This window comes from Hafnia psychrotolerans (assembly GCF_014639435.1).
In the GTDB taxonomy this organism is placed as follows: domain Bacteria; phylum Pseudomonadota; class Gammaproteobacteria; order Enterobacterales; family Enterobacteriaceae; genus Ewingella; species Ewingella psychrotolerans.
This window is the reverse complement of sequence record NZ_BMFZ01000010.1, coordinates 126,939-144,290: the sequence shown is the minus strand read 5'-3', so window position 1 is coordinate 144,290 and position 17,352 is coordinate 126,939. Positions and strand designations below refer to the sequence as shown.

Genomic DNA, 17,352 nt, shown 5'->3' with positions numbered 1-17,352 from the left:
CACGTTTTTTCATTCCTGTAGGAGAGTATTTATCATGGTAAATATAAAAGACTTTATGCATGTGTTCTCGACTAAGAATAAAGACAGCAAAGTTGACGTTCCGCCAGCAACGGATGTCACCTTATTAATTGATGCGCTCGGTGGTCATGATAATATTATTAACGTCGATGCTTGTATTACTCGTCTGCGCGTGAAGGTCAAAGAACTGAAGCGCGTTAACTCCGGCGCTATCCAGGATACTGGCGCGATTGGTGTGGTGATCATCGGTCATGAAGTTCATGCGATATTTGGCAAGCAGTCCGACAGCCTAAAAAAACTGATGACCGAGAAGTTTGGTTTGCCGAGTAATTAACTGAGTGGTTAAAGTGAATTGGCATTAACGATAAAGCGAAATAATAAAAAGGCAGCCATATCATCTGGCTGCCTTTTTATTTTTCCTTTACTCTGTTATTCAATAATAACGATGCTGCTGTGCGGGCACAAAAAACGTCACGATCCCCTACAAGAGAAAATACGTTAAACCCTGAGCATAGATAACAATGAGGTTATTTCTTTATTTAGACACAGATTTATTACGATACTTTTTTATTTCAGACACAGCATTTATTTCTGGGACAAACAATTTACCACCAGGTCTCTACCTGAACTCCAAAGTTCCAGGTGTCGGATTTGGTGTGATCTTCAAACGTATCGCCGTGCTCTGAATCGTTCAGGTACGATGCATACACGCGCAGCTCAGGACGTGACATAAACTCAGGACCGGCTGCCAGACCCATCGCCAGGGTGTACTTTTGGCCGCCTTGCTTGTAGCTGGACCCGTTCTTGTAATCATCTTTCTGATAGAAAGTCCCCACTTCACCAATGGTACGTACGTAATCCGTCCACTGATACTGGGCCCGGCCAACCAAAGAGACCAGTTCGGTCGTGTCAGTGTAATCCGTGATGTTTTCTGCATGACCGTAGGTCAGCACGTGGTTGAGACTGAATTTGCTGGTGATGGGAATCAGACCTGTGATGATACCGCGGTAACCCGTTGCGTCATTAGTGTAATTCCACATGTCATACCAGCCGCCACCCTGTGAAATCATGTTCTGTGCCAGACCTTTGTTGGCGTACTGTAAAACCAGTTTGTTGTAGCCGCCCCACATGTCCTGGCTGATTTCACTGGTCAGCATTACGCCATTATCTGCGTCATACAGGCCGCCATATTCTTTCTGATCGTGCGTTAGATTAGGCATGGCGTAGTCGGCACCGATTTCCATCCATGCGCCGTTCCACGGTTTGATACCGGCATAGCGTACGTCGATGTAGTTGATGTTGACGTCATTATCACCGTCGACGCGGTAATCAACGTCATTGGCATCGCCACGGATCCAGGCGACAGACAGTGCACCTTGACCCATTTTTAAGTTTTCTACCCCGGCACCGGCGCCTGAGATGTTCCAGTATTTGGTATCGATGATATGTAAATCATGGCGTTGGTAATAACGTTTACCGCCCCAGATCACCGCATCTTTATCCCAGGGTACCAGCCCTTTGATTTGCAGATTCAACTGACGCAGGCCGAACTGGGCGTCGTCGTTGAGGGTACTTTCGTCATCATTTGAGCCGTCTGACACCATGCTGATCATGGAGTCGACATAAAAACTGACATCGTCTTTTTTGTAGACTTCGCTGCCCAGTTCGATTTCGCCGTAGGTGTCGTTTTCGTTACCCAGACGACCGACTTTGTTTTTCTGAAATTGTTCTACGCTGCCACTACCGGAAACACCCAGCCCGGAACGCAGATAGCCATGAAAATCAATATCGTTTGCCACTGCAGGACCTGCCGCGATGGCAAGAGAAACCGCCACAGCCAAAGTGCGTAAGTTGTGTTTCATTATTTTCCCCTTTGTTTGTACGACGTTCACATTTACGGAATCTATAAGATACCCAGAAACAATAATGATCAATTTTACACATTCTGAATTGTGAGTTGGATCCATAAGTTGTGGTGTATAAGTCAGAGGGTAGTGATTTAAATCACAAGATTATGCAATGTTAACGTATAACTTATGCACTATAAGACACTCCAGATTGAACTTTTAGATGAGATCCCGTAGTTTGAGTCAACTGATGTGGGGGTAAGCTACGTTCACAGGTTCCAGGCAGGGAAAGAGAATGAAATCGAAAAGCTCGACGTTAGAAGATGTTGCCCGCTACGCCGGTGTGTCTTACCAGACGGTTTCTCGGGTTTTGAATAAGTCCGCCAACGTTTCTGACGCCACCCGCTTGAAAGTTGAACAGGCGATTAGTGTTCTGCGTTATGTGCCGAACCGTCTGGCACAACAGCTGGTGGGTAAGCAGAGTTTCACTCTCGGGCTGGTGACCACCTCACTGGCGCTCCATGCGCCTTCGCAGATCGCGGCGTCCGTCAAAAAATATGCCCATCAGGCCGGTTATCAGGTGCTGATTTCGATGATTGACGAGGATGTAAATCAGAGCATTCAGGATTCCATCAACGAACTGAAATCCCAGCGGGTGGATCGCGTGATCATCAATATCCCGCTGGAAAGCGCCGAGGCGGAGCAGATTTACGAGAACAACCACGACATTCTGTGCCTGTTCCTCGACGTCGACCCGACCAGTACGGTGTTTAACGTCTGCTTTAATCCGGCCGACGGCTCACGCGCCAGCGTGGAATATCTGCTGGAGTTAGGTCATCGTGAATTTGCATTACTGGCGGGGCCGGAGGATTCTGTGTCATCACGTCTGCGCCTGCAAAGTTGGCAAGAAACCTTGATGGAGAAAGGATTGCAGGCGATAACAGTGGTCCACGGCGACTGGAGTGCGCAAAGCGGTTACTACAACGCGCTGCAAATGCTGCGTGAGACGCCGCAGTTCACCGCGATGTTGGTGGGGAATGACCAGATGGCGCTCGGGGTGATCAGTGCACTGCATCAGCACAACGTGGCCATCCCGCAGCAGGTTTCGATCATTGGCTATGATGACACCTACGACAGCGCATTTTTCCATCCGGCGTTGACTACCGTCTCGTTGGACCTCGATTTGCAGAGTAAAGAAGCCGTAGAACGATTACTGGCGACGAAAAATGACGTAACGGCATCCAAAATCTTACCGGCAAAGCTGGTCGTGCGTAACTCAACCCGCGCGCGGGGAGAGCAGGACAAAGATCTTAATAAGATTGCTGATCAGTTGGATAAGCTAGCTGCGCAGTTGCGTGGCCAGTGAGCGGTGAAACCTTGTCACTCAACATCGTTATGCCCCTGTTTCATCACCCCATTGATGAGAGATGGCCTGCCTTGACAGCAGAGCCATCTATGGGGAATGTATTATCTCAGCATTAATAGTGGAAATGGCGTTTTTTCCAACATGGTGCTGGTGTTACTGCCGATAAAAAATCGACGTAATGACGAGTGACCATAAGCGCCCATCAGGATGAGGTTAATGCCATTATCACTCGCATGCTGACAGAGCGCATCGGCCACGGAAGTGCCCTCCAATAAATGGCTTTCGGCGTGAATGTTCGCTGTTTGTAGAATTTTCTGCGCCTCTTGCAGAGCACGGGCATCGCCCTTAACCATGACGATGTGGCAGACCAACCCGCTCAGTAGCGGGCTGAGTGTCAGGCGCGTCAGATTTCTGCGGCTCTCTTCACTGCCATCATAGGCAAACATGACTTTTGACGGCGGCTGGAAGGACTCCGGCACGATCAAAACCGGTTTTCTATGCAGACGTATAATACTTTCCAGATGGCTACCGACCGGGTTCTGTGTACCACGGCGACCCAGTACCATCAGGCGAATATCCCCCAGATCTGCCAGGATTTCATCCAGCGTACCGTGCTTTTGCAACAACGTTACCTCTGAGTGACCGGCCTGATTTAAGATTTCAGCACAGTCGTTCAGTATGATTTTGCCCTGCGCCATTAATAGTCTGCTTCTTTCCCCTTCAACTCTCACCAACGCTTGGGTAAGGTGTGCCTGACTGTCAATACCAATGCTCCCGGTCAGATCTGATACGGCAGGATGAGTGTCCTTTTCCAGGACATGCAGCAGGGAAAGCGGAATGTCCAGCAAACGGGACGCCCAGGCTGCATACTCGCAAACCGGTCGGGTTGACGGTGAGCCGTCAACGCAGGCAATAACGATGTTCTTCATTTTGTTTTCTCCTGACTGTTAATGGCTGTCCATCAGTTTTTCAACGTCTTCCGGTTTGTCATATACCCCGAAGCGGTCAACGAGGGTTCGGGTGGCTTCATTCATTCCGCGTATTTCCACATTCGTCCCTTCACGACGGAACTTGGTCACGACTCTGTCGAGCGCGCTGACGGAAGTAATATCCCAGAAGTGCGCATAGGTGACGTCGATGACGACGCATTCCAGTGCTTCACGGAAATCGAAGTGGCTCATGAACCGATCAGCAGAGGCGAAAAATACCTGCCCGATCACCGTATAGGTGCGCGTTGATTCCTGGATGTCGGATGAGACAGTCATAAAGCGGGCCACTTTGGTGGCAAAATTCAATGAGGCAATCAGCACGCCGGTTAGCACGCCAAACGCCAGATTATCTGTAGCCACGACCACGACGACCGTCGCCAGCATTACCACGCTGGTTGATAGCGGGTGGCTTCGTAGGTTAGTGATCGAACGCCAGGAGAAGGTACCGATAGAGACCATGATCATCACCGCGACCAGCGCCGCCATCGGAATTTGTGCTACCCATTGACGCAAGAAAACAATCAGGCAGAGCAATACCACGCCTGCGGTGAGAGTAGAAAGGCGTCCCCGACCGCCAGACTTCACGTTAATGACCGACTGGCCGATCATGGCACATCCGGCCATCCCGCCAATGAATGAAGTACAGACGTTGGCAATGCCTTGCGCCTTACACTCCCGATTTTTGTCGCTTGGCGTGTCGGTCATGTCATCCACAATGGTGGCAGTCATCATCGACTCAAGCAGCCCGACGACGGCCAAACCGGCAGAATAAGGCAGGATGATCAACAGCGTGCCAAGATTCAAGGGGACATCCGGCAGCAGGAAGATCGGCAGACTGTCCGGTAACTTGCCCATATCACCGACGGTGTGTACATCCAGATGTAACCCCATAGCGAGCCCGGTCAGTACCACGATGCAGACCAGCGGCGAGGGGATCGTTTTATTAAGGTAAGGAAAGAGATAGATAATGGCGAGCCCGCCGGCGGTCAGAGCATAAACCTGCCAGGTAACGTTAGTCAGCTCCGGTAGCTGCGCCATGAAAATCAGAATAGCCAGCGCGTTCACGAAGCCGGTGACCACGGAACGCGAGACATAACGCATCAGGCTACCCAGCTTCAGATAACCGGCTACCAACTGAAACAACCCGGTTAATACCGACGCTGCCAGCAGATACTGCAAGCCATGGTCTTTCACCAACGTCACCATCAGCAGCGCCATGGCACCGGTAGACGACGAGATCATGGCCGGACGACCACCAAAGAAGGCCATAACGAGGGGAATACAAAACGCGGAGTAGAGCCCAACTTGTGGATCAACGCCAGCGATGATGGAAAAAGCGATCGCTTCAGGAATGAGCGCGAGCGCGACAACAATACCGGCGAGTACGTCACCCCGGACGTTACCCAGCCAGTCCTTACGTGTCGAGGACAGCAACATAATATTTTCTCAGTTTTGGAATTCAGTCAGCCCGTGAGGCTAAAAATTTTAGATACAGCAAAGTACATCCGCAGATGGGATGCTAGCGCGCGCGTGCTGAGGGTCACTCAGTACGGCATAGGGAGGATAAATAACTCAGGGTGGCGTAATGCGCATGGACGTTTTTATTACTCCTTGACGGTAGGTGTACACCTTCAGGGATCAGATAAACCAGATGAACGCTATTGATTCAACGCTGGCCGCGAATGTTGTAAATATAAATCGTCCATTACTATAAACAAAACTGAAATAGGGTCAACCCTGTATTCAGCATCAAGTAAAGTATACCCCGCGTTCAGTGACAGGGCAGAAAGTGTTTTTTAGCAAAAGCCAGGAGCTCGTTATAAATATTAAGTTATTGTAATTTAATTCTATTTTTTCATCACGTACGTATGCTTGCTTGAATCACCATGCTGGACTGAACATGCCTTACTTCACAAAAAGCTTAGGTTATCCTAAAATTTCTACAACAAAACTCAACCTTACGGACATTGCGCCGATAACAGTGTTATGGGTCAAATGAGAGCTTCATCGTGATATGTGTTTATTCACTAGCTGAATGTCTTGCAAGAATTTATACGCCGGAAAGGTGTATTGATGTTAAGGGGTGAGATGTTGAACATATCTCGGCATTATTTCAGAGTTTCGATGCTTGTGGGTGCAGTGATTTTTTTATCTATTTATTTTCTTTCGCTTGTTTTAAACGGCAGGGAGTATCTTTTTTCGCTTTTTACATCAAATGAACATTTTAACGTAGATGAAATCTTTGTCGCACTGATCATCACCGGCCTGTTGAGTCTGATTCATTCTTTCTTTCAAATAAACAGAATGTCGAAAGAGATAGCAAGACGCGTTGAAGCAGAAAAAAATGTGCACTGGATCTCGACCCATGACCCCATCACCATGCTTCCTAACTATAATATGTTGGATTCGTTTATTTCACGTAGGCTGGAGAACGGCAGTGAAAGTAATTACGCCATCTTTACTATAGAAATCAACACATTTAGGGACATCAATGAACTCCTCGGTTATGACAACAGTAATGAAGTATTAAAACGGGTAGCCCAGCGACTTCTCTACTTGTTTCCCGGCCATGTTTACAAGCTTAGAGCCGATGATTTCCTGATTATAAAGCTTAACAAAGGTAATACCGACCTGCTTGCGCTTTCTGCCCGCATTTTGAGAAGCATTTGCGCCCCGATCTACATCAATGGAATTTCCATTAGTATTGCCGCCAATATTGGCATTGCGCAGTGCCCCGAAGACGCTATTGATCCCAAAAAAGTCATTCAGAAATCCGATTGTGCTATGCACGTGGCTAAAAAGCTCGGTAGGGGGCGGATTAAGGCATTTTCTCCCATTATGCAGGATGAACTCTTAGCAAGAGCCCAGCTTGAACAGGATTTTCAACACGCCTTACAGAACCGAGCTATTTCAATGTATTACCAACCATTGGTGGACTTGAAATCCGATAACGTCGTAGGTTATGAATCGCTGGCACGATGGGAGACGGCCTCAGGAAAATTTATTTCGCCCACTCAGTTCATCCCGCTGGCGGAAGAAACAGGCGCGATCACGGAGCTAACCGAACAGTTGTTACGCCGGGCCTGTCTGGATGCCCTTGAATGGCCAGCCCATACTTTCCTTTCTTTTAACATTTCGCCCACGCAACTGTGTGACAAGAGACTGAGTGCAAGAATTGTCAGCATATTGGATGAGGTGGGGTTTCCATCGGATCGCCTGGAGGTTGAAATCACGGAAAGTGCGCTGTTTTTGGATGCTAATGCTGCCAGGTATACACTTAAGAAGCTCAGCGATGAGGGGATTAAAATTGCTCTTGACGACTTCGGCACAGGCTATTCCAGCTTATCCCAGTTGTGTAACTTCCCTTTTGACAGACTAAAAATCGATAAAAGTTTCATCGACACTTTTCTGCATAATGACAAGCAAGACAAAATTGTGCGCGCAATCATTTCACTTGCCAGCGCCCTTGAGGTGAAGGTGACGGCTGAAGGCATTGAACACGTCAGTCAGCTAATGCGTCTGAAGGAATTGGGGTGTGATACCGGGCAAGGTTATTTGCTCGGCAAGCCTGCGCCCAAAGCCAGCCGGCAAAACGTTGTGCCCTTGCATGCCGAGGTGACTTTTTTGCCCAAAATCGAGAAAACGAACTAAAAGCACGGTGAGGCTTTATCGATAAAAGCAGAATGCCCCTTTATTCTGATGGTTTTTATGAAGCTCAGGGCATTGTGCGTAAACGTGAGCTTGTCAAACACACCTGTGTTGTTTTATCGATGTTGCAATATCTTGCGCGACCTCATGCATCAGCGCTTGCTGCGTGGCCACGAGTCCCGGAATACCGCCGCGCGTCGCCTGTTGATGTTGCGCCCGACAGGTGAGTAACAATTCTTCTGCGGTGCCTGCCTCAAAACTCAACCGCCAGGTGACTTCCATGCTTGCACGACGCTCCGGCCACGCATCGAACCGCTGAACCGCCATGCTAATACCGACCACGGGTTTGTCCTGCGTCGGGGTCAGTCCTGTGATTTCGACGGTATTCAGCGCGCGTTCTAACTGCTCTGAGAGTGCGCTGCGCATTTCTTCCGGCAACGGTGACGCCCAAAGGGCGTTGTCGGGCATGACGATTTCACCATTGTCTCTACGGACCACCAGCTGTGGCTGATTTAATTGTTCAGGGATGGATACCGGATGCAACCGGATCACAAATGGCGCAGCAACCAAGATGGGCGGCGTGCTCTCCGATGCATTAACCAGCGTGTAATAGTGCGGCGTGGATGAGGCACAACCGCTTAACAACAGCAAAGAGCAGGCAGTGTTGATGAAAGCGGTGAGGTTCATGGTTGTTCCTTATAGTGTTCATTTCTGCCGGTCAGCAGCGCCTGTGGCTGGCGGGTAAGTAATCCGGTAAGCGTGCGCAGGGAATACAGCGTGCGCTGGAGTTCGGTCAGGGTTTGCAACAGCGGAGAGTCCGCTGCGAGTAGGTTCTGCGCGCTGCCCATCGTCTTATCCAGTTGGCGTAAGGTTTGGGTAGTTTGCGGCAAGACCTGGCCATTCACCTGAATCAGCGTCTGATTGAGATTCCCCAGCGTGGCGTTGAGGTTGTTACCGATCGACTCAATTGGCATTTTCGATACTTTGCCGATCAGCGTCGCGACCTGTTCCTGTAGGTGTTCAAAGCCACTGTTCAGCGTGGGAATGCGCAAAGGGCGTGCGTTGAGGTCGAAGGGAGCCGGTGCCGCGTTGGGGACAAAATCGAGGGAAATATACAGTTGTCCGGTGAGCAGATTGCCAGCACGCGCCTGTGCCCGCAGGCCGTGTTGTACGAGGTCACGCAGGATACCGGCAGCCTGCTTCTGACCCTCTTTCTCAGGCTTCGGAAATTTCTCCAGCACGCTGCCTAAACGGTTCGGGTAAATCTCAATGGTAACCAACGAAATAAACCGCGAACCAGAAGGTTCGAAATCCAGAGCAATTGCCGTGACTTTGCCGAGTTTGACGCTCGAAAACTCAACGGGTGCGCCGATTTGCATCCCGCGCAGCGACTGCTGAAAACGCAACTGAAGAATTTGCGGTGTGCCGTCCAGCGGTGCCATTGCGGAGGTCTGATCGTCGGCCAGCTTAAAGGCGCTGTGGCTGGGGGCGGATTGATTGGCGTTGATCGTGGGAGGATTGGCGAACGCAATACCGCCAGTAATGACTGAGGCCATAGTTTGTGTTTTCAGCTGTAAGCCTTCTGAATTCAGCGATAAATCTATGCCGCTGGCATTCCAGAAACGGCTGGCGGGGGTGACAAACAGATCGTAAGGTGCGTCGATGAAAATATTCACACTGACGCCTTGGCCATCAGGGCGCAGCGCATAGGAAGAAACACGGCCGACCGGTATCCTTCGGTAGTACACCGCCGAGCCGATATCCAGCGAACCGAGGTCGTCGGCCAGCACTTCAAATTGTTTACCGGGCATGCCGTTAATCACGGTGGGAGGTGTTTCTAGTCCCTTAAAAGTAGACCCGTATTTTTCAGACGCCCCGGTATCCAGACTGATGTATGCGCCGGAAATTAGAGTGTCGATCCCCGATACGCCGCCCAGGCCAATACGCGGACGCACCACCCAAAAACGGGTGTCCGTTCTTGCCAGATCCTCCGCATTTTTCATCAGTGAAACGGTCACCAGTACGTGTTGGCTACCGGGGCTTAAGACGATGGATTTCACCAATCCGATGGTGACGTCTTTGTATTTCACTTCGGTTTTACCGGCTTGTAATCCGCTGGCGGTCTGAAAGGTAATGGAAATTTCCGGTCCTGAGGCGGCCCATAGCTGAATCAGCAAAGACAGGCCGATCAACGCCGCGATAGCGGGCACCAGCCAGATCATTGAAAGGCGTAGGTGACGGGGAAGGACCTCCGGTGACAGTGCGTCGTATTTATTCATTCTTGTTATTGTCCCAAAGCAAACGCGGGTCGAACTTCATTGCTGCCAGCAGGGTGAAAATCACTACTGCCCCAAAAAAAACAATGCCGATGCGTGGTTCGGCGGTACTGAAACCGGGGAACTGCACCAGCGCGGAGATCAGCGCAACGACCATGACATCGAGCATTGACCAGTAACCGATATGTTCAGTCAGGCGAAACAGGCGTGAACGTCCGACTCGGCCGGAAACATCGCGCCTTTTTGTGGCGATCAGTAGCCAACTCAGGATCCCAAACTTGGCACATGGCACCACGACGCTGGCGATGAAAATCACCACGGCGATACCTTGAGATCCGGACGACCAAAAGCTGGCGATGCCACCGATGATGGTACTTTCGCTGCCGTGGCCTGCGTAGCTGTTGTACATCACGGGTAATAAATTGGCGGGCAGATACAGCAGCAGCCCGGTCAGCAGCAGCGCCCAGGTTTGGCTCAGGCTGTCCGGTATGCGCGGATGCAGTGCGGCGTGGCAGCGTGGGCAGGGTAAATCATGCACTCCCGCCACATGTTCACAGACCAGTCCGCAGACATGACAACGCACAACCCCCTGAGATAACGCCTGTTTGACCTGCATCATCTGGATCTCTCTTTCAAGGTTTTCAACATCCATAGCGAGTGGAAATCTTGATGGTTAATCACCGGCAATAGCATACAAAAACCGAGCAGCGCCCAGGTGCCGGGACCAGTGGTGATTTGCACCAGACCGGAAAGTTTGATGGCGGCGATCAAAATGCCCAGCAGTGCCACCTCGGCCATGCTCCACGGCGCCAGCCCGGCTAAAAGCCGCATCGCGGTGGCAAACCCCGGCGCAGCTCTTTTCCGGCAGGCATGATAGAGCACCCAACCCAGCAGCAGGATTTGCAGACAAGGGCAGACGATGATCAGCAGTGCTACCGGAATGGCCAGCGGCGAGGCGTAGCTGTGTGCCAGCGCCATGGCGGTTTCTGCTAATGTCGCTGCCTGCGATTGTCCGTGGAACTGGATTTGCAGTACAGGAAACAGGTTGGCGATGATAAAAAACAGTCCCGCTGTTACGGTTAAGGCCAACCATTGTTCCAGACTCAGCCAGCTTCCCCGGTACAGCACTGCGTGACAGCGCTGACAATGCGCCGTCTCACCGGGTTGCACGTTTTTTCGGGTATACAGACTGTCACAGTGTTTGCAAATCATCTGCTGCGGATAGATTTTCATCGCGGAGTCCTGCTTATTTCAGCTGTTCTTGCAACTGTTCTGCGCCTTTATCCAGGCCGGTTTCTGCCGCACTCAGCGCGCCCCAGTTGACACCGATATTTAGCGAGTTTGGGTACTGCTTAGAGATATAGGCTTTAAGTAACTGGTTGGTCGTGGCATCGTAAATCTCCACCGCATAACTTACTGACCCGGTAAATGAGCCCTGTTTGCCACGGATGGACTGCACGATGTTGTACGGCCCGCCCACCAGATCAAACCTGGACAATCCCCCAATGACTGGTGTGGTAGTTTCGGCCCCGGTGAGCGTCAGGCGAATACGCAATGTGCCGGGCGTGATTTTGTTGGTGAGCGGAAAACGCTCGCCAACAGTTTTGCCGAATTGCTGTTGCATATAGTTCGCCAGTTGTTGCTTTTGCCCGGGAGACACATCGTCAAACTGCGCATCGGTTCCCTGATAAATCACTACCGGATCCATGATCGTGCGGGAGTATTTATTCCAGTCGATCGGGACGTTATAGCTGTAAGCGATATGTCCTGAATCATCCTGAGTATCCGGTTTCATTTGAGAGGAAGAAGCGACTCCAGTGTAGGGCACGGGTTGAGTACTCGTGCATCCAGATAAAAAAACAAATAAAATCAATGAGAAAAGAAAGTGACGGTTCGTTAATACAGACATGTGTCTTACCTTATGTAGAAAATATCAGCGGGTCGTCGGTTTGTTTTTATTTGAAACCGTACGGTACGGTACGGTACGGTATATTTATGAAGTAAGACTTTTAGCATGTCAAGGAAATGTACACCTTGGTTCATTTATGCAGGAAATACGTACACCGATAATCTACTGTGGAGTCAAATGAGCAGCACCAGAGGCATCCTTTACAACCCACAAACCCACGGTTAGAGTGGATATACACAAGAACTGTACGGTACAGTTTATCGCCGGATGATATTTTTTATGCTGGCTGCCGGAGCCAAAAATGTTAATCAGGAGTTAGAATGAAGGTTCGTACCGAAGCTCGGCGGGAAGCGATCGTTGCTGCTGCCGCTGCACTGTTTAAAGAAATGGGTTATGAACGGGCTTCAATGAATGAGTTGGCCAGACGCCTGGGCGGTTCCAAAGCCACACTTTACAACTATTTTCCATCGAAAGAATCGCTTCTGGTGGCGGTGGTCAAGGCTTTCAGCACTGGGCATCTTTCCGAAGCGGTGAATGGCCTTGCTGTACCGTGCCCTCATCTCGATTTAGAAGCTGTGCTGACCCGTTTCGGCGAAAGAATGTTGTTGGTGCTTACCAACGATGGTACCGCGCTTGAGGTATATCGCATGGTGATCGCTGAAGCCGGGCATTCCGACATCGGCATGTTGTTTTATGACGCCGGCCCAAGTGAATCGATCGATGCGCTGGCTGCGTTTCTGTCGATTTCGATGGATAAAGAGCAACTGGCGAAGGCTGATGCGCACCTGCGGGCGCTGCAATTTCTGGCGCTGGTGACCGCGGAAACTAATATGCGTATTTATCAGCAAAACCCTGCACCGATGGATCTCCCAGAGATCCGTCAGATGGTTAATAACGCCGTGGAGATGTTCCTGCGTGGCGGCATGCGGTAGAGAAATGTTATTGAATGTTTGTGATTACTTTTTCAGGGTTGTTTAAGATATCTCTTTCATAGTAACTCCTTTCCTGAAAGAGAAAAAAAGATGGCACAACATCGTACAGAATCCCCTGCTGCCAAACTGGCTGTTCGGGTGAATAATGCGCTCACTTTCCGCGATCTTACTGTTAAGGGCAGCGAAAATATTGCCGGTTGTTTTAAGCGAATTGTTCTTAGCGGCGAAGATCTTAAAGGCTTCAATTCCCGGGGCTTTGACGATCACATTAAGTTGTTTTTCCCGGCTAAACCGGGTGATGCGATCACTTTGCCTACCATCACCGAAGGCGGCATTCTTTGGGGCGAAGGCCCGCGTCCGATAAACCGGGAATACACACCGCTGCACTTTGATGCACAAGCCAACGAATTGACGATTGATTTCTATATTCACGACGGCGGCATCGCCAGCGAGTGGGCGGACAATGTGCAACCGGGTGACAAGCTGATTATCGGTGGTCCGCGCGGCTCTTTACTGATTCCTGTCGACTATCAATGGCAGCTCTATCTGTGTGATGAAACCGGCCTTCCGGCGCTGAAGCGACGTCTTGCTGAACTGAAAAATTCAGCCTCTACCGCTAAAATTATCGTGCTGGTCAACGTCAAAGAAGACAGCTGTATCCGCTACTTAGAAGATGACGCTGCGTTCAACATCGAGTGGGTGGTGAGCAATGGATTGCAGGGCGAACAGGAAAAAGATGCCGTGTGGCAAAAGGTGAAAAGCTTGCCTCTCCCGGAAAGTGATTACTACATTTGGGCAACGGGCGAAGGCAAGCTTGTGAAAGGTTTGCAAGATTATTTCACGGTAACCAAAGGCCTGGATCCTGCGTATGTGCGCTGTGTCGCTTACTGGCATCATAAGTGATGTTAATGAGCAAACATCGGCGCGAAAGAAGAGTTATGTGCACGCCGAGGGTACAGAATCGCTCATACCATACAACATGAGGAATGGTTGGGTAGGGCGATAGAACGGCTGCATTCGCTGGCAATATCACCCAATAATCGCCGCATACCTGAAATGCAAAGCGCGATTATTGCTTTCCTGTCGCGAGGGTTGCCGAACACGTTGCACTACCCTTATACCCCACGCAGTGCTCGAGGGAATAGCAGGTTATTTTCCAGATGAATGTGTTCCATTAAATCGGTGATGAACTCGTTGATTCCGGCATACAGCGCGCGCCAGGTAACACACGCGCCTTCTGGTGGCGTCACGTTATTGGTCAGGCGTTGGATTTCTTCCAGAATTTTGCCAGCGCTTTCATGTTCGCTTTCCATCACAGAAATCGGACCGCTGGCATGACTGCCCATACCCGCTCGGATCATCGGGAACAGAATCTGCTCTTCTTTCATCATGTGACTGCTTAGCTCATCGAGGATCCGTTGCAACTGCACCGCCAGGCCATGCGGGCAGGGGGCTTTGTCAGCATGCACGCGTTCGACTTTTTCTGCCATTAGCACCAGTTCAGGCAATTCTTTGCGGTGGCGGTCGTGAAAGCGCGGGATGATAAAATCAATCAGGTCAGCCAGTGGGGCGGTTTGCCAGTTGGCAGACGTCTCTGGCTGTGCTGCAATCTCAGCAATTTGCTGCTCAATCACATCAATATCCAGATCTTTTTTAGTGACAGCACGGAGCAAGGTTTGTTTTCCCCCGCAGCAAAAATCGAGATCGTACTGACGGAATAAACGTGTAGCGCGGGGTATATCAACAGCCAGAACACCAAGAGGTTGGTCGCGATAGGTCATGATAAATCCTCATTAAATGAATAATCCTATAACATGTATTATATATGCATGTTATAGGTGGCGCTATAGCTCAAACGAGGTATGAGAGTTAAATATAGGGAAACGGACTTGCTGGCAGGAGCGGAAAAGTCAGCGGTAAACCGGTAACATATTGAAGCTGAAGATAATATGCACGGCGGCATTGAGCAAACCAAACAGCAGTACCAGCATAATCATTTTATTGCCGCCCCACACCTGGTAGCGCGGGCTGCCAAAGCGCTGGCGCGAGGCGCGAGCCATCAATGCAGGAACAATCACTGCCCACACGGTAGCGGCCAAACCGGCAAACCCGATGGCGTAGATGAAACCATCCGGATAGATCACACCACCGATAATCGGCGGAATGAAGGTGACTAGCGCGGTTTTAAAACGGCCCATCCGGTTATCGTCGAATTTAAACAGGTCAGCCAGATAGTCAAATAGCCCCAGCGTCACCCCAAGAAATGAACAGGCGACGGCGAAATTAGAGAAAAGAGTTAGCAACAGATCCAGCCTTGCGCTGTTGAGGACCTGACTGAGTGATTGCACTAGCACGTCAATATTACCACCGCGTTCGGCGATACCTACAAATGCCTGGCGAGGAATATTGCCCATCGTCCCTAGCATCCAAATGACGTACAAACCCAGCGCCATCAGCGTGCCGAGCAGCAGGCATTTTTTAATCATCTGTGGATCTTTGCCGTAGTACTTCATCAGGCTTGGCACGTTACCGTGATAACCAAATGATGCCAGACAGAACGGCAGTGTCGCCAGGACATAAGGCGCGTAGCTCGGGTTGTGCTCCACACTGTTGAGTAAATTGACCGGCTTGATGTGCCACAGTAAACCACCGAAGGTGAGGAAAAATGCGATGATCTTCGCCCCCAGCACGATGGCTGTCATGCGGCTCACTGCACGGGTACTGAGCCAGACAATAAAAGCGACGGCAAGCGCAGTCATCAGGCCGCCGAGACGCGGCGAAAAATCGACCGACATTTCACGCAGGGTGTGTTGAATCACTGAGCCGCTGGCCGAGATATAAGCATAGGTGAGGATATACAGAACGAAGGCAATGGTGATGCCATTGAGTATATTCCAGTGGTTACCCAGCAGATCTCGCGTCACGGTGTTAAAACTGGAGCCGATCGGGTAATTAAGATTCGCCTCTAGAATCATCAGACCGGAGTGAAGCATACAGAACCAGGTAAACACCAGTGCGGCCACTGACCAGAAAAACCAGGCACCTGACATCACCACGGGCAAAGAGAACATCCCCGCACCAATAATCGTTCCCCCGATAATCATTGCACCGCCCAGTAATGAGCGTTGCGGAGCATTTATTGTATGCATAGTTATCATGCCACTCCTCGCGTGGCTTAAAGCATTATTGACCGATCAAAAAGGACAGAGGTTAATCGATTAAAAACCCGTGTTTATCCTGTGGAAGTGTCCTTAAGCGCGGCAATATAGTGCATATGTGTAATAATGTATAGGGTTGACTAGTTCGCTAGTACAAGAAAAAGTAAGCAATCCCATTGGTTGTGGCGCTGGCGTTAGTGCTGTGAGTACGCTCGCTGTCGGGCGGAAGGAATGAGATAAGAGGGTGATCAACGGCATTTGGCGTGACTGGCCGGCATTAGCCGTGACGGCTGCATCATGATGGCCGGCCTTACCGATGCGGTGTAAGAGCTTGTTGAGCAGCGTCACTCAGTGTGCCCTCGGCATCAGGCAAGGCCGTAAGCGTTATGCTGGTGGTTGCTGCTGAGCGGGAGTCGAGTCTGAAGGCAGCTCTGAAAACGACGGTTTAGTCTTGGTCACACTGTAGGCGACGTGTTTTACGGCGTCAGCGGTGGTGGTGATTTTCACCGGCGCAATCGTGACACGTCCAATCAGCGTCCGGGCATAGCCGCCGACCTGATGCGGGCCTGCGGGAACGTGTAAATCGACGCTTTGGCCCTTTTTCAGTGCGGCTGCATCAGTACCGTCAACGGTAACAAAGACCGTGGTGCCGTCGTCAGTTTTGCCAGAGATATGGGCCACAGTCACCAGCGTGTCGCCGCTGGCGAAGTTGGCTGCAGGTTCACCAGTAGGATGCTTGGCGCATCCGGTCAGCGTAATGGCGGCCGTAATGACGGCGAGGGTGAAACAGTGAGTCATAGTACGACGTTATCCTTTAGCGAGTTATAACCTGGAGCAGTAGTGGTCAGGCGATAATATAACTGATATCGCTGCCGTGATGAATGCACCGGGTGAGAATCTCAGAGGAATCGTCTTACAAGCGTGACAACGAGGGCAGATAAGCCGAGTCCTTTGACCTTATCCCGATATCCTGCTCCAGGCATAACGGCCATGCCAGCGTTCATGGCGTCGAGTATTGTGTCGACCACTCGACGCGCCATGATAGAAAGGGAACCAGCTATTTTTATTATTACTGAACATAAAAACATGTGCTTAAAAACAGTGTTGACACTGTGCTAAGAACGAGTAGATTAGAACTCAGCACCGACGCAAACGACAGAAAGATGTTTATTAACTCGGTGTTTTAACTAACTGAAAATTAGTTATACT

General features: G+C 50.4%; 16 protein-coding genes. 5 read left to right on the top strand and 11 right to left on the bottom strand.

The window, feature by feature from the left end:
• Positions 1-34: 34 nt before the first annotated feature.
• Positions 35-352: a PTS sugar transporter subunit IIB gene (locus IEV89_RS17435; protein WP_188474791.1), complete on the top strand. Its 318-nt coding sequence runs from the start codon at positions 35-37 to the stop codon at positions 350-352.
• Between the two features lie 271 nt (positions 353-623).
• Here the strand turns inward: IEV89_RS17435 and IEV89_RS17430 are convergent, their stop codons facing one another.
• Positions 624-1,880 carry a maltoporin gene (locus IEV89_RS17430; protein WP_188474790.1) on the bottom strand — a complete coding sequence of 419 codons (1,257 nt, stop codon included), beginning with the start codon at positions 1,878-1,880 and terminating at the stop codon, positions 624-626.
• A 280-nt stretch (positions 1,881-2,160) separates the two neighbouring features.
• Between IEV89_RS17430 and IEV89_RS17425 the strand changes: the two genes are divergently transcribed.
• On the top strand, positions 2,161-3,231 hold the full coding sequence (locus IEV89_RS17425) for a LacI family DNA-binding transcriptional regulator (protein WP_188474789.1): 1,071 nt from the start codon (positions 2,161-2,163) through the stop codon (positions 3,229-3,231).
• A 101-nt stretch (positions 3,232-3,332) separates the two neighbouring features.
• On the opposite strand, the gene IEV89_RS17420 is transcribed toward IEV89_RS17425, so the two are convergent.
• Both IEV89_RS17420 and IEV89_RS17415 read right to left on the bottom strand, forming a co-directional pair.
• On the bottom strand, positions 3,333-4,160 hold the full coding sequence (locus IEV89_RS17420; protein WP_188474788.1) for a universal stress protein: 828 nt from the start codon (positions 4,158-4,160) through the stop codon (positions 3,333-3,335).
• An 18-nt stretch (positions 4,161-4,178) separates the two neighbouring features.
• Positions 4,179-5,657 (bottom strand): SulP family inorganic anion transporter, encoded by a 1,479-nt coding sequence (locus tag IEV89_RS17415; RefSeq protein WP_188474787.1) that lies wholly within the window; start codon positions 5,655-5,657, stop codon positions 4,179-4,181.
• A gap of 651 nt (positions 5,658-6,308) precedes the next feature.
• On the opposite strand from IEV89_RS17415, the gene IEV89_RS17410 reads away from it, so the two are divergent.
• Positions 6,309-7,871 carry a putative bifunctional diguanylate cyclase/phosphodiesterase gene (locus IEV89_RS17410; protein ID WP_188474786.1) on the top strand — a complete coding sequence of 521 codons (1,563 nt, stop codon included), beginning with the start codon at positions 6,309-6,311 and terminating at the stop codon, positions 7,869-7,871.
• 93 nt (positions 7,872-7,964) lie between these two features.
• Here the strand turns inward: IEV89_RS17410 and IEV89_RS17405 are convergent, their stop codons facing one another.
• Genes IEV89_RS17405 through IEV89_RS17385 form a run of 5 tightly spaced genes read right to left on the bottom strand, consistent with a single transcriptional unit; the run spans position 7,965 to position 12,053 of the window.
• On the bottom strand, positions 7,965-8,555 hold the full coding sequence (locus IEV89_RS17405; RefSeq protein ID WP_188474785.1) for a PqiC family protein: 591 nt from the start codon (positions 8,553-8,555) through the stop codon (positions 7,965-7,967).
• The gene (locus IEV89_RS17400) at positions 8,552-10,147 is read right to left on the bottom strand and encodes a PqiB family protein (RefSeq protein ID WP_188474784.1); all 1,596 of its coding nucleotides are present in this window, start codon (positions 10,145-10,147) and stop codon (positions 8,552-8,554) included. Before IEV89_RS17400 ends, IEV89_RS17405 begins: the two co-directional genes overlap by 4 nt.
• Positions 10,140-10,763, bottom strand: a complete 624-nt coding sequence (locus IEV89_RS17395) for a paraquat-inducible protein A (RefSeq protein WP_188474783.1) — start codon at positions 10,761-10,763, stop codon at positions 10,140-10,142. The genes IEV89_RS17400 and IEV89_RS17395 overlap by 8 nt, the downstream gene beginning before the upstream one ends.
• Positions 10,760-11,377, bottom strand: a complete 618-nt coding sequence (locus IEV89_RS17390; RefSeq protein WP_188474782.1) for a paraquat-inducible protein A — start codon at positions 11,375-11,377, stop codon at positions 10,760-10,762. Before IEV89_RS17390 ends, IEV89_RS17395 begins: the two co-directional genes overlap by 4 nt.
• A 13-nt stretch (positions 11,378-11,390) precedes the next feature.
• Positions 11,391-12,053 (bottom strand): DUF3313 domain-containing protein, encoded by a 663-nt coding sequence (locus IEV89_RS17385; protein ID WP_188474781.1) that lies wholly within the window; start codon positions 12,051-12,053, stop codon positions 11,391-11,393.
• A gap of 320 nt (positions 12,054-12,373) precedes the next feature.
• Between IEV89_RS17385 and IEV89_RS17380 the strand changes: the two genes are divergently transcribed.
• Both IEV89_RS17380 and IEV89_RS17375 read left to right on the top strand, forming a co-directional pair.
• Positions 12,374-12,985 carry a TetR/AcrR family transcriptional regulator gene (locus tag IEV89_RS17380; protein WP_188474780.1) on the top strand — a complete coding sequence of 204 codons (612 nt, stop codon included), beginning with the start codon at positions 12,374-12,376 and terminating at the stop codon, positions 12,983-12,985.
• Between the two features lie 90 nt (positions 12,986-13,075).
• On the top strand, positions 13,076-13,888 hold the full coding sequence (locus IEV89_RS17375) for a siderophore-interacting protein (RefSeq protein WP_188474779.1): 813 nt from the start codon (positions 13,076-13,078) through the stop codon (positions 13,886-13,888).
• 212 nt (positions 13,889-14,100) lie between these two features.
• Here IEV89_RS17375 and ytfE read toward each other — a convergent pair whose 3' ends face one another.
• The 3 genes from ytfE to IEV89_RS17360 all read right to left on the bottom strand — a co-directional run bounded on the left by ytfE (position 14,101) and on the right by IEV89_RS17360 (position 16,941).
• Positions 14,101-14,766, bottom strand: coding sequence for an iron-sulfur cluster repair protein YtfE (gene ytfE / locus IEV89_RS17370; protein ID WP_188474778.1), 666 nt, complete (start codon positions 14,764-14,766; stop codon positions 14,101-14,103).
• 129 nt (positions 14,767-14,895) lie between these two features.
• Positions 14,896-16,134 carry a tryptophan permease gene (gene mtr / locus IEV89_RS17365; protein WP_373283409.1) on the bottom strand — a complete coding sequence of 413 codons (1,239 nt, stop codon included), beginning with the start codon at positions 16,132-16,134 and terminating at the stop codon, positions 14,896-14,898.
• Between the two features lie 393 nt (positions 16,135-16,527).
• The gene (locus tag IEV89_RS17360) at positions 16,528-16,941 is read right to left on the bottom strand and encodes a hypothetical protein (protein ID WP_188474776.1); all 414 of its coding nucleotides are present in this window, start codon (positions 16,939-16,941) and stop codon (positions 16,528-16,530) included.
• Positions 16,942-17,352: the final 411 nt, after the last annotated feature.

What these genes read in the sequence shown, in the direction of transcription:
- IEV89_RS17435 (WP_188474791.1), top strand. Translation starts at nt 35, where the DNA reads ATGGTAAATATAAAAGACTTTATGCATGTGTTCTCGACTAAGAATAAA.
- IEV89_RS17430 (WP_188474790.1), bottom strand. Translation starts at nt 1,880, where the DNA reads ATGAAACACAACTTACGCACTTTGGCTGTGGCGGTTTCTCTTGCCATC.
- IEV89_RS17425 (WP_188474789.1), top strand. Translation starts at nt 2,161, where the DNA reads ATGAAATCGAAAAGCTCGACGTTAGAAGATGTTGCCCGCTACGCCGGT.
- IEV89_RS17420 (WP_188474788.1), bottom strand. Translation starts at nt 4,160, where the DNA reads ATGAAGAACATCGTTATTGCCTGCGTTGACGGCTCACCGTCAACCCGA.
- IEV89_RS17415 (WP_188474787.1), bottom strand. Translation starts at nt 5,657, where the DNA reads ATGTTGCTGTCCTCGACACGTAAGGACTGGCTGGGTAACGTCCGGGGT.
- IEV89_RS17410 (WP_188474786.1), top strand. Translation starts at nt 6,309, where the DNA reads ATGTTGAACATATCTCGGCATTATTTCAGAGTTTCGATGCTTGTGGGT.
- IEV89_RS17405 (WP_188474785.1), bottom strand. Translation starts at nt 8,555, where the DNA reads ATGAACCTCACCGCTTTCATCAACACTGCCTGCTCTTTGCTGTTGTTA.
- IEV89_RS17400 (WP_188474784.1), bottom strand. Translation starts at nt 10,147, where the DNA reads ATGAATAAATACGACGCACTGTCACCGGAGGTCCTTCCCCGTCACCTA.
- IEV89_RS17395 (WP_188474783.1), bottom strand. Translation starts at nt 10,763, where the DNA reads ATGATGCAGGTCAAACAGGCGTTATCTCAGGGGGTTGTGCGTTGTCAT.
- IEV89_RS17390 (WP_188474782.1), bottom strand. Translation starts at nt 11,377, where the DNA reads ATGAAAATCTATCCGCAGCAGATGATTTGCAAACACTGTGACAGTCTG.
- IEV89_RS17385 (WP_188474781.1), bottom strand. Translation starts at nt 12,053, where the DNA reads ATGTCTGTATTAACGAACCGTCACTTTCTTTTCTCATTGATTTTATTT.
- IEV89_RS17380 (WP_188474780.1), top strand. Translation starts at nt 12,374, where the DNA reads ATGAAGGTTCGTACCGAAGCTCGGCGGGAAGCGATCGTTGCTGCTGCC.
- IEV89_RS17375 (WP_188474779.1), top strand. Translation starts at nt 13,076, where the DNA reads ATGGCACAACATCGTACAGAATCCCCTGCTGCCAAACTGGCTGTTCGG.
- ytfE (WP_188474778.1), bottom strand. Translation starts at nt 14,766, where the DNA reads ATGACCTATCGCGACCAACCTCTTGGTGTTCTGGCTGTTGATATACCC.
- mtr (WP_373283409.1), bottom strand. Translation starts at nt 16,134, where the DNA reads ATGCATACAATAAATGCTCCGCAACGCTCATTACTGGGCGGTGCAATG.
- IEV89_RS17360 (WP_188474776.1), bottom strand. Translation starts at nt 16,941, where the DNA reads ATGACTCACTGTTTCACCCTCGCCGTCATTACGGCCGCCATTACGCTG.